9 protein-coding genes are annotated in these 11216 nt (G+C 71.7%); 7 read left to right on the top strand and 2 right to left on the bottom strand.

Translation table 11 applies throughout. From position 1 onward, the window contains the following. Positions 1 to 174 precede the first annotated feature (174 nt). From EAO76_RS25290 to EAO76_RS25280, 3 genes are all read left to right on the top strand, one after another. On the top strand, positions 175 to 372 hold the full coding sequence (locus EAO76_RS25290; protein ID WP_148838357.1) for an Arc family DNA-binding protein: 198 nt from the start codon (positions 175 to 177) through the stop codon (positions 370 to 372). Beyond that, on the top strand, positions 373 to 756 hold the full coding sequence (locus tag EAO76_RS25285) for a type II toxin-antitoxin system death-on-curing family toxin (protein ID WP_148838231.1): 384 nt from the start codon (positions 373 to 375) through the stop codon (positions 754 to 756). Between the two features lie 151 nt (positions 757 to 907). Next, the gene (locus tag EAO76_RS25280) at positions 908 to 2689 is read left to right on the top strand and encodes a DEAD/DEAH box helicase (RefSeq protein WP_148838230.1); all 1782 of its coding nucleotides are present in this window, start codon (positions 908 to 910) and stop codon (positions 2687 to 2689) included. Between the two features lie 363 nt (positions 2690 to 3052). Here the strand turns inward: EAO76_RS25280 and EAO76_RS25275 are convergent, their stop codons facing one another. Continuing rightward, positions 3053 to 3631: a hypothetical protein gene (locus tag EAO76_RS25275; RefSeq protein ID WP_262375732.1), complete on the bottom strand. Its 579-nt coding sequence runs from the start codon at positions 3629 to 3631 to the stop codon at positions 3053 to 3055. Positions 3632 to 3967: 336 nt separating this feature from the next. Here EAO76_RS25275 and EAO76_RS25270 point away from each other — a divergent pair, with 336 nt between their 5' ends. From EAO76_RS25270 to EAO76_RS25255, 4 genes are all read left to right on the top strand, one after another. After that, positions 3968 to 5590, top strand: coding sequence for a WxL domain-containing protein (locus tag EAO76_RS25270; RefSeq protein WP_148838229.1), 1623 nt, complete (start codon positions 3968 to 3970; stop codon positions 5588 to 5590). Between the two features lie 279 nt (positions 5591 to 5869). Then, positions 5870 to 7840 (top strand): hypothetical protein, encoded by a 1971-nt coding sequence (locus tag EAO76_RS25265; protein ID WP_148838227.1) that lies wholly within the window; start codon positions 5870 to 5872, stop codon positions 7838 to 7840. A gap of 338 nt (positions 7841 to 8178) precedes the next feature. Next, on the top strand, positions 8179 to 8820 hold the full coding sequence (locus tag EAO76_RS25260; protein ID WP_148838225.1) for an IclR family transcriptional regulator: 642 nt from the start codon (positions 8179 to 8181) through the stop codon (positions 8818 to 8820). A gap of 315 nt (positions 8821 to 9135) precedes the next feature. Further along, a complete protein-coding gene (locus tag EAO76_RS25255; RefSeq protein ID WP_148838223.1) occupies positions 9136 to 9924 on the top strand; it encodes a PDZ domain-containing protein in 789 nt (262 codons plus the stop codon). On the opposite strand, the gene EAO76_RS25250 is transcribed toward EAO76_RS25255, so the two are convergent. Continuing rightward, positions 9854 to 11215, bottom strand: a complete 1362-nt coding sequence (locus tag EAO76_RS25250; RefSeq protein WP_148838221.1) for an MFS transporter — start codon at positions 11213 to 11215, stop codon at positions 9854 to 9856. The genes EAO76_RS25255 and EAO76_RS25250 overlap by 71 nt on opposite strands. Between the last annotated feature and the right edge of the window lies 1 nt (position 11216).

Here is an 11216-nt window from a genome sequence, read left to right as displayed (position 1 = left end):
CTGGTACTACTTCACACTCCGCACCCGGGCCGCCGGATCGCACCCGGGGGCGTTCGCGGTGGTCTTCCTGCCGATGGCGGGGGTGGCGCTGGTGGGGGCGTGGGTGGCGGCCCGGGTGCGGAGTGTGAAGTAGTACCAGTGTGACCCCTCTGATGGTACCGTTTTGGTATGGCAATGAATCTGCGTATGCGTGAGGACCAGCAGGAGGCGCTGAAGCTCAGGGCTGAAGCAGAGGGTCGGAGTATGCACGCCATAGTGCTTCAGGCGATCGACCGGTACCTGGAGGTCGAAGCGGACCGGGAGTCGGTGAAGCGGCTCGGGGCCAAGTATGCGGTGGGCCACGCCGACCTGCTGCGGCGGTTGGGGGAGTAGGTGAAGTACCTGACGGTCCAGGAAGTCCTGGACCTCGCGGAGCTGGCCTGCGGGGGGCAGCAGGTCGCTGTGCGCGACCTCGGCCTGCTCAGCTCGGCGGTGCACCGTCCCCAGTCGGCCATGTTCGGCGTCGAGGCATACACGGACCTGTTCCAGAAGGCTGCGGCGCTGTTGCAGTCGCTTGCGGTGAACCATCCTCTTGTGGACGGCAACAAGCGCATGGCCTGGATGTCCACAGTCGTATTTCTCGACTTCAACGGGACCGAGATGCTCGACGTCGACCAGGACGAGGCGTACAAACTCGTCATCGAGGTGGCGATGGGCAGTCTTGAGGACGTGGACCGCATCGCCGAGCGCTTGAGGGCGCTGCACGACGACATGTGACCCCGGTCTCGCGGTGCTGGGCGCCGGTGTCGTTCATACATGGTCCCGTCCGGGGCACCGGTAGGGTGGCCCGGTTGTCGTATCGCGTGCGGGTCGGTTCCGGCCCCGGCGGGCAACGCCCCACGTACCCGAGAGACCCGAACCGGAGACCGTGACTACTACCGCCTCCCACCACCTCTCACCCGCCTTCCCCGGCCGAGCCCCCTGGGGCACGGCCGGCAAGCTGCGAGCCTGGCAGCAGGGCGCCATGGAGAAGTACATCCAGGAGCAGCCGCGCGACTTCCTCGCGGTCGCCACCCCCGGCGCGGGGAAGACCACCTTCGCGCTGACCCTCGCCTCATGGCTGCTGCACCACCACGTCGTGCAGCAGGTCACCGTCGTCGCACCGACCGAGCACCTGAAGAAGCAGTGGGCCGAGGCGGCGGCCCGGATAGGCATCAAGCTCGACCCCGACTACAGCGCCGGTCCGTTGAGCAAGGAGTACGACGGCGTCGCGGTGACCTACGCCGGTGTCGGCGTCCGCCCGATGCTGCACCGCAACCGCTGCGAGCAGCGCAAGACCCTGGTGATCCTCGACGAGATCCACCACGCCGGTGACTCCAAGTCCTGGGGCGAGGCGTGCCAGGAGGCGTTCGACCCGGCCACCCGGCGGCTCGCGCTCACCGGGACGCCGTTCCGGTCCGACACCAACCCGATCCCCTTCGTCGCGTACGAGGAGGACAACGAGGGCATCCGGCGCTCCTCGGCCGACTACACGTACGGCTACGGCAACGCGCTCGCCGACGGCGTCGTCCGGCCCGTGATCTTCCTCAGCTACAGCGGCAACATGCGCTGGCGCACCAAGGCCGGTGACGAGGTCGCCGCCCGGCTCGGCGAACCGATGACCAAGGACGCCATCGGACAGGCCTGGCGCACCGCCCTGGCACCCACCGGGGAGTGGATCCCCAACGTGCTGGCCGCCGCCGACAGGCGGCTGACCGAGGTGCGCAAGGGCATCCCGGACGCGGGCGGCCTCGTCATCGCCACCGACCAGGACTCGGCGCGCGAGTACGCCAAGATCCTGAAGCGGGTCACGGGCGAGAAGGCCACCGTCGTCCTCTCCGACGAGAAGGCCGCGTCGAAGAAGATCGACCAGTTCAGCGGGGACGACTCCCGCTGGATGGTCGCGGTGCGCATGGTGTCGGAAGGCGTCGACGTGCCGCGTCTCGCCGTGGGCGTGTACGCCACCACGATCTCCACGCCGCTCTTCTTCGCCCAGGCCGTCGGGCGTTTCGTGCGCTCGCGCAGGCGCGGCGAGACGGCCTCGGTCTTCCTGCCGACCATCCCGATGCTGCTCGACTTCGCCAACGAGATGGAGGTCGAGCGGGACCACGCCCTCGACAAGCCCAAGAAGGGCAGCGACGAGGAGAACCCGTTCGCGGAGGAGGACAAGCTCCTCGCCGACGCCGAGAAGCTGGAGGACGAGGAGACCGAGGAGCAGCTGCCCTTCGAGGCCCTCGAATCCGACGCGGTCTTCGACCGGGTGCTGTACGACGGTGCCGAATTCGGCATGCAGGCGCACCCGGGCAGCGAGGAGGAGCAGGACTACCTGGGGATTCCCGGACTGCTCGAACCCGACCAGGTGCAACTGCTGCTCCAGAAGCGGCAGACCCGGCAGATCGCGCACAGCCGCCAGAAGCCGGCCGGGGAGGCCGACCTGCTGGAGAAGCCGGCCGAGGCGCGGCCGGTGGTCACGCACAAGCAGTTGCTGGGGCTGCGCAAGCAGCTCAACACGATGGTGTCGGCGTACACGCACCAGAGCGGGAAGCCGCACGGTGTGATCCACACCGAGTTGCGGCGGGTGTGCGGCGGGCCGCCCAGCGCGGAGGCGACGGCCGGCCAGATCCAGCAGCGGATCAAGAAGGTCCAGGAGTGGGCCACCCGGATGAGGTAGCGGGGCACTGGCGTACGGGCACCGGCCCGGGGCGGGGACGGCGGTCCTGCCCCGGGCCGGTGCCGTCGGTACGGGCGTTCGGTGATGCGGGCGTTCGGTGATGCGGGCGTTCGGTGGCGCGGGGCGCTTGGTGGTACGGGCGTTCTCGGCGCGGGGTGTTCGGCGGTACGGGGTGTTCGGCGGTACGGGCGTTCTCGGTGCGGACGGGCCGCCGGTGCGGACGGGCCGGTGGTGCGGATCGGGGGGTCGGCCGGGGCGCGATCACCATGCCGCCCGGGACCAGCGCCGACCCGAACAGCATCACGACGACGCTCAAGCTCACCAAGACCTCGGGCGGCGGGGTGGTCCTGCAGGGCGGGACGTCTACCAGACGAACGACGCGGACTGGTTGGACGTGGCCACGCACGGCACCGTGGCCGACGTCGGGGACGACGCCACGATCTGCAGGGACCAGTTGGTGGCGCTCGGCGGGGTGGGAAGCACCACGGAGTTCGTGCTGTCACCCGCCGCCAGGGTGCCGGAGGTGAGCTTCAGCGGACCCAGGGTGATCGGGTTGCCGCCGCTCAGGCCCGGGTTGGTCTTCCCGGAGAACTGCACCTGGCTGGTGACGCCGCCCGAGGTCTTGGTGAGCTTGAGCGTCGTCGTGATGCTGTTCGGGTCGGCGCTGGTCCCGGGCGGCATGGTGATCGCCGTGGAGGTGATCTTGATCGTCTTGGACGTGCCCGAGTCGGCGGCGGTCAGGGTGGCCAGACCGCTGCCCCAGGCGCCGCAGTCGTACGTGGCCGTCGCGGTGAGCGGGGTCACCGCCTGGGCCGTCGGCGCCAGGGCGAGCGCGCCGACCAGGCCGCAGGCCGCCACCAGCGCCGGCGGGAGGTGTCTTCGGTACGACGGGCGGGGGCCCGCCGGCCGCACGGTCCGTGACCGTGCTGAAGTGATCGACATGACGGTGGGAACTCCTTCCGGTTTCTGAATTCCGCGGCTCCGCCGAAGAAGAACCGAAATCGTGCCGTGCGATCTTCTTGCGGAACTGCGTGCCGGGCCCGGCATGTCGGGTGCAGTGAAACCATGATCATCAAAGAAGTCAAGAGATTTTGTCGGGTGTACTCGGAGTGCCCTCCGAAATGCCTTTTGGGTATTTCCGGAAAAGGATCATCCGGTCGGGGCGGCCGGTCAAGGATCAATTGGCTTTCTCTTGACTTCTCCGCATGCGACCTCCTCAATGTGCGCAATCAATGGGCCATGGAGGGGTGTCTGGTGATCCGACGACGAAGACCAGGTATGACCGGTCTGCTCGCCGCCTGCTTCGTACTCTCACTGGGCTGCGTCGGGGCCACGGCCGCGCCGTCCGCGGGGCCGGCGGACGGGCAGCGGCCCGCGGGCACGGCCGCCCCGACCGTCCACTGCGTCCTGCCCGCGGGCCAGGGCGAGGCGACCGGGCCGCAGGAGATGACCGTCGAACTGTCGCCCGCGGTCGTCGCCCCGGGCGGCAAGGTGCACGCGAAGGTGACCCTCGGCCCGTCCCCCGCCACCAGTGCCCTGGCCCTGGAGGACGTGCCGACCGTTCCCAGCCTCGACCTCGCCATGTCCGGCGGGGCGAGCGGCACCGTCACCGTGCTGGGCGCCGAGCTCACGATGGACATCCCGGCCGGGAAGCCCATCGAGATCCCGCCCTACGAAGGCGACTTCCTGGTACCGGCGAACGCCTCCGGGGACGTCTCGTTCGCCCCGGTCCGCACGCTGACCCGGACCAAGGTGCTCGGTTCGGTCTTCGAGACGCCCTGCGACGTCGTCGACGGCGGCGGCTCCGTCGGCACCGTCACGGTGGAGGGCACCGGTTCCGAGCCGGCCACCCTGACCGCCCCCGCCGACCCCGTACGTCCCAACACCCCCGTGGCACTGGGAGGTTCGGGCTGGACCCCGGGCGGCACGCCGGTGCCCTCGCTGTGCGCGGTGGGCGGTGGCGGCTGCGATCCGCTGAAGTTCAAGGAGAACGGCCTCACCATCGACAGCTACGGGACGCTGCACGGCACCGCGACCCTCGCGGAGGCCGGCGCGGTGCCGAACGGTTCGTACGAGGTGAAGGTCAACGACGGCACGAAGGAGGCGACCGCGCCGCTCACCGTCGAGGCCGTCGCGTCCGGTGACCGCGAGATCTCGCTCTCGCGGGACAGCGGCCCCGTCGGCAGCGTGATCACGGTCAGCGGCAGGAACTACAACCCGGACCGCTGGATCAACGTCATCGGCCTCGACGCGACGGGCACCGCGATCGACGACAGCGCGGTCTACGTCAAGAGCGCACCGGACGGCACCTTCGCCGTGGAGTTCACCGTGATCTCCGACGCCGTCACCGCGGTCCAGGCCGACGAGGGCAACGATCCGGCGACCGTGCGGACCGTCCCGTTCACCGTCTCCACGGGCGGGGGAGGGGACGGGACGAGCGCCGACCAGAAGCTGAGCACCTCGGTCCGGGCCGGAACCCTGTCCATGGTCCAGGACGGCGACACCGTCGACTTCGGCACGACGGTCCTGGGCACCGGCAGCGGAGTGCAGCGCTCCCGGCTCAACCGGGTCGAGGTGTCGGACGCCCGCGGCGTCAACAGCGGCTGGTCCCTCACCGCCACCCTCACCGACTTCACCGGCGCGGGCGGGAACACCATCCCCGCCGGGGCCGTGCGGTGGACGCCCAGGTGCGCGGCGCAGAACGGAAGCGTGGGGGTGCCGGTGGCCGGGTCGCCCACCGCGCTCGGCAGCGAGGCGGCGAGCCTGTGCCGGATGGGGCCGGACGGCTCCCGCCCGTTCACCGGCGGCCGGTTCGACGCCGACGCCGATCTCACGCTCACCCTTCCCGGATTCACCCGCCCCGGAGATTACGGCGCCACCCTGACCCTCACGCTTCTCTGATCCCTGATCCCTGATCCCTGATCCCTGATCTTCGGTCCTTGATCTCCGGTCTCCGGTTTCCGGCCCGGGATTCCCGAGATCTCCCGGTGCGAAAAGGGAAAGTCCGAGGTGCCCGCCCGCTCCCCGACTCATCGGAGCGGGCGGGCATCGCCATTCCGAATCCGAAGAAATTCCCGCAGATGAGAACCGCGGACGAGAACCGCGGACGACATCCGACGACACCCATGGAGGAGCAGCATGCCCGTCCGGAGAACGAGAAGAACCGAAAGGCCGGGTGCGGTGTTGCGCCGAGCCGTCGCCCTCACCGCGGGCGCCGTGCTCGTCTGGACCGGCGGAACCTTCGCGCTCGCCCCCGCCGCCCTGGCCGGCACCGTCACCCCGACCGTCCACTGCTCCCTGCCCGCCGGGCAGGGCGAGGCGACCGGGCCGCAGGAGATGAGCGTCGACCTCTCGCCGTCGATCGTCGACCCGGGCGGCAAGGTCCACGCCAAGGTCGCCCTCGGCCCGTCCCCCGCCACCAGCGGGCTCAGCCTGAACGACGTGCCCACCACCCCCAGCATCGACCTCGTCATGTCCGGCGGTGCCACCGGCACCGTCACCGTCACCGGCCCCCAGGTCAACCTCGACATCCCGTCCGGCAAACCGATCGAGATCCCGCCGTACGAGGGGGACTTCCTCATCCCGGCCGACGCGAGCGGCCCGATCACCTTCACGCCGGTGCGCAACCTCACGCGCACCAAGGTGCTCGGCTCCACCTACGAGACCCCGTGCGACGTGGTGAGCGGCAGCGGCTCCGTCGGCACCGTGACCGCCGAGGGCACCGCGGGCCACCCGGCCACCCTGTCCGCGCCCGCCACCCCCGTATGGCCGTCCACCGCCGTCGCCCTGACCGGCAGCCTGTGGACCGCCGGGGCCACCCCCGTCCCCTCGCTGTGCGCGGCGGACGGCGGCGGCTGCGACCCCGGCAAGTTCGCCTCCCACACCCTCGCGATCAGCGGCTCGGGAGAACTGACCGGCAGCGCGGTGCTCGCCGCCGCGGGCGCCGTGCCCGACGGCTCGTACCTGGTGAAGGTCGGCGACGGCACCAAGGAGGCGACCGCGCCCCTGACCGTGCGGGCGTTCGTCCCCACCGGACCGCGGGCCATCGCGCTCTCCCGCTCCGGCGCGCCGGTCGGCAGCGTCGTGCGGGTCACCGGCACCAACTACTTCCAGGACCGGTGGATCAACACCGTCGGCCTGGACGCGAACGGGGCGACCCTCGACGACACCGCCGTCTACGTGAAGAGCGCCCCCGACGGAACGTTCGGCGTCGACTTCACCGTCTCCGATCCGGCCATCACCGCGATCCAGGTGGACGAGGGCAACGATCCGGCCACCGTGCTGACCACGCCGTTCACCGTGACCGACGCCTCCGCGAGCCTCTCCGCGGGCGCGGCGAAGGTGAAGCCGGGCGGCACGATCGCCCTCTCCGGTGGTGACTGGCCCACCGGCGTCACCCCCGCGGCCGAGCTCTGCGCCGCCGACGGAAGCGCCTGCGACAGCGCCCGGATCAGCGGTTCCACCCTCCGGGTCGGTACCGACGGAGCGCTCGCCGGCACCGTCACCGTGGCCGGATCCACCCCGCGCGCCGTGTACGCGCTCAGGGTCACCGCCGGGGGAGCGCAGGCCCTCACCCCGCTGACCGTGGCCCCGTCCTTCGTCGTCCTCACCCCGTCCGCCGGGCCCCGGGGCACCGCCGTCACCGTCGTCGGGCAGGGCTTCGCGAAGGTCGCCACCGTGTCCATCGTCGGACTGCGGGCCGACGGCTCGCAGACCTCGGACCCGGTGCGGACGAAGGTGGTCGGGCTGGACGGGGCGTTCTCGCAGACCTTCAAGGTCGACGCCGCGGACACCGTCGCGATCCGGGTCCGGGAGGTCCTCGTCAACCCGCGCACCGAGACCGCGGCGTTCACCGTCCAGGACGGCACCGTGCCCGCCGGACCGGCCTTCGCCCTCTCGCCGCCCGAAGGGCCCGTCGGCACCGCGGTCCAGGTGACCGGCCGGGGATTCGCCCCCGTCGCCACGGTCTCGGTGACCGGCCGCACCGCGGACGGGAAGCAGACCTCGGACCCGTACGTCACCCGGATCGTCGGACTCGACGGGACGTTCGCCCTCGACTTCACCGTCCGGGACCCGGCGACGAAGGCGATCAGGGCCTGCGAGGTGCTCGTGAACGGAAAAATTATTCAGCAGTCGTTCACCGTGGGTTGACGCCGATTCACCCGTGGTGCATGAAGGGCGGCCGGAGGCGTCGACCGACCAGGACGCGCGTAGATGTTCGCTTATCGGTCGGCGCCGCGCTGACCGGCGGTTATTCTCCGGCGCCCCGGCACCGCTTCCGGCGACGCCCGGATTCTGGACGAGGTCTTCCGCTGAGCGGACTCGCTCGCTACTGTCCAAAAAAACTGCACGCCCCGTGGCAGTACAGCCGCGGAGCGCAGCCGGTGCCATGGCCAGGCCGGCGGCCTCTCCGTGCGTCGCCGCTGGGACCGGCGGCGCACACTTTGTGGGGATCAGCCGCCGCCGCTCACCACAGAGGAGAGGGCGTCGTGACCGCGGAGACCTCCCAGACGCTCGACCGGGGACTGAGAGTCCTCAAACTGCTTGCCGACACCGATCACGGCCTGACCGTCACCGAGTTGTCCAACCGACTCGGGGTCAACCGGACCGTGGTCTACCGTCTGCTCGCCACCCTGGAACAACACGCCCTGGTGCGCCGCGATCTCGGTGGCCGGGCCAGAGTGGGTCTGGGCGTGCTGCGCCTGGGCCGCCAGGTGCATCCCCTCGTACGGGAAGCCGCGCTGCCCGCGCTGCGGTCCCTCGCCGAGGACATCGGGGCCACCGCACACCTCACGCTGGTGGACGGCAGCGACGCGCTCGCGGTCGCGGTGGTGGAGCCGACCTGGACCGACTACCACGTGGCCTACCGGGCCGGTTTCCGCCATCCGCTGGACCGGGGCGCCGCGGGCCGGGCGATACTCGCGGCCCGCCAGAAGCCGGTCGGCGAGACCGCCTTCACCCTCACCCACGGCGAGCTGGAGGCCGGGGCGAGCGGTGCGGCGGCGGCACTGGTGGGAGTGACGGGCGTCGAGGGCAGCGTGGGCGTCGTGATGCTCGCGGACTCCGTGCCCGAACGGGTCGGTCCCCGGGTGGTGGACGCGGCCCGCGAGGTGGCGGACGCGCTGCGGTAGCCGCGGCGGGAGGTACGCGGACGGCACGGCGGGAAGTGCGCGGCGGGCACGGCGGGAAGTGCGCGGACGGCATCCGGCACGGTCCGGGCGGCCGGTCCCGTGTCCGGTGCGGCAGCCGCGGCGGGTGGCCCGGCGGGGACACGCCGGGCGGCCCGCCCGTCCACCGGCGGACGGCCGGATGACCGATGGCCGACGTCCGGGGCACGTACGCGGGCGGCACGGCGTACGCACATGACCGGGCGCCCGGCCCCGGGCTCCGGGGCGGCGGGCGCACCGTTTGGCGTCGGGGCCCGCCCCGGCGGTTAGATTGGGCGGGTGTTCACTCGTCATTCGCGTTCCCGGACCCTCGCCCTGTGCGCCCTGCCCGTCCTCGCCCTGTTCGGCGTGGCCGCCTTCGCGCCGCTGCCGTTCACCCTGGCACAGCCCGGTACGACCGCGAACGTGCTCGGGAGCGATCACGGCACCCCGGTGATCAGCATCAAGGGCGAACCCACCCGCCCGACCAAGGGCGAGCTGCGGATGACGACCATCGTGGCGACCGGGCCCACCGCCGACGTCGGCATCGGCGACGTGATCGACAGCTGGTTCCGTACGGACCGCGCGGTCCTGCCCCGTGACTCCGTCTACCCGACCGGCGGCTCCGAGAAGGAGATCGAGAAGCACAACCTGGAGGACATGCGGGAGTCGCAGGACGACGCCGTGGACGCGGCCCTCGGCTACCTGGGCAAGCCCAAGGGCTCGGTCGACGTCACCCTGCACCTCGCCGACGTGGGCGGGCCCAGCGCGGGTCTGTTCTTCGCGCTCGGCATCGTCGACAAGCTCGACGGCGACGGCCGCGGCGGCGAGCTCACCGGGGGCCGCACCATCGCGGGCACCGGCACGATCGACGCGGACGGCAAGGTCGGCGCGGTCGGCGGGGTCTCGCTCAAGACCCAGGCCGCCCACCGCGACGGGGCGACCGTCTTCCTCGTCCCGAAGGCCGAGTGCCGGCAGGCGCGCGCCGAGCTGCCCGAGGGGATGAAGCTGATCCCGGTCACGACGCTGAAGGGCGCGGTGTCCTCGCTCCGGGACCTGGCGCAGGGGCACAAGGTTCCGGGCTGCTGACCCCATCGGCCGACGGCCCCGGCACGTCGCCCGCCTTCCCGTGGGCCCCGTCGGTCTCGTCCATCGTGCGCCACACGGGGAACACCAGCGGGCTCAGCGTGGCCAGCAGGTACGCCCCGCCCATCGCCAGCAGCGCCCCTCTCGCCCCCATGCTCTCCACCAGCAGCCCGGCCGCGAGACCGCCCACCGGCATGGCCAGTTCGCAGCCCGCCGTGAGGGCCCCGGAGACCCGGCTGCGCAACTCCTCGGGCACCTTTCCGTAGATCACCGTCGTCAGGATCGGGTTCAGCACCCCGCCCGCCAGACCGCTCAGCACCATGGTCACGGCGAGCGGCGTCGTCGTCCCGGTCAGCGCCGCGACCGCGTACCTGGGCGCGCCGCACAGCACCACGCACACCGTGAACACGGTCCGCCGCGAGAACCGGTGCCCCACCGCCCCGTACAGCAGTGCCCCGGTCAGTCCGCCCGCACCGAACAGGGCGGTGAGCAGTCCGATGTCCCGGGCCCCGCCCAGCTCCTCGGAGGCGTGCACCGGCAGCAGCACGGCGCCCCAGCCCTGATCGGTGCCGTTCATGAAGAGCACCATGAGCACGACGGCCAGCAGCAGCCGGTTGCCCAGCAAGTAGGCGTAGCCCTCGCGCAGTTCGCCGCGGTACGCCCGGAACGAGATCGGCTCGGTGGCCCCGCTCGGCTCGGCCGAGGGGATGCCTCGCAGCCCCGTCGCGACCAGCAGCGCGGACGCCAGGAAGGTCGCCGAGTCCAGGAGCAGGACGGTCTCCGCGCCGACCAGTGCGATCAGCATGCCCGCCAGCGCCGCCCCGGCCATCCGGGCGCCGCGCGAGACCGCGTCGAAGAGGGAGGCGGCGCGCGCCAGGGTGGTGCCCGCGTGCTCGGCGAGGTCGGGGACGAGGACGTAGCGGGCGGTGTTGCCCGGGGTGTGCAGGAGTCCGTTGACCGCCATCAGCGCGCACAGCATCCAGAAGGAGAGGGCGCCCGCCCGGTGCAGCAGCGGGACGGCGGCGACGGACGCGCCGCACACCAGGTCGGAGGCGACGGAGACCCGGCGGCGCCCGATCCGGTCGATGACGGGGCCGCCGACCAGCGCGGAGACGACGATCGGCAGGGTCGCGCAGAAGGCGACGACACCGGCCCGTCCCGCGCTGCCCGTGGTCTCCAGGACGAACCACGGCACCCCGATCAGGGTGAGCGAAGTGCCGGCAGTGGATATGGAGTTGGCGGCCAGGACCGCGGCGATCGGCTTTCGGCTCCCCTTTCGGCTCCCCCCGTTCACG

Origin of the sequence: Streptomyces sp. sk2.1 (assembly GCF_008120935.1) — a bacterium.
Taxonomy (GTDB): Bacteria; Actinomycetota; Actinomycetes; order Streptomycetales; family Streptomycetaceae; genus Streptomyces.
The sequence above is the reverse complement of the archived record's forward strand: the minus strand, read 5'-3'. Positions and strand labels throughout refer to the sequence as shown.

Bases quoted from the DNA above. Each gene is read 5' to 3' on its own strand.
- EAO76_RS25275 (WP_262375732.1), bottom strand. From the start codon at position 3,631: ATGTCGATCACTTCAGCACGGTCACGGACCGTGCGGCCGGCGGGCCCC.
- EAO76_RS25270 (WP_148838229.1), top strand. From the start codon at position 3,968: ATGACCGGTCTGCTCGCCGCCTGCTTCGTACTCTCACTGGGCTGCGTC.
- EAO76_RS25290 (WP_148838357.1), top strand. From the start codon at position 175: ATGAATCTGCGTATGCGTGAGGACCAGCAGGAGGCGCTGAAGCTCAGG.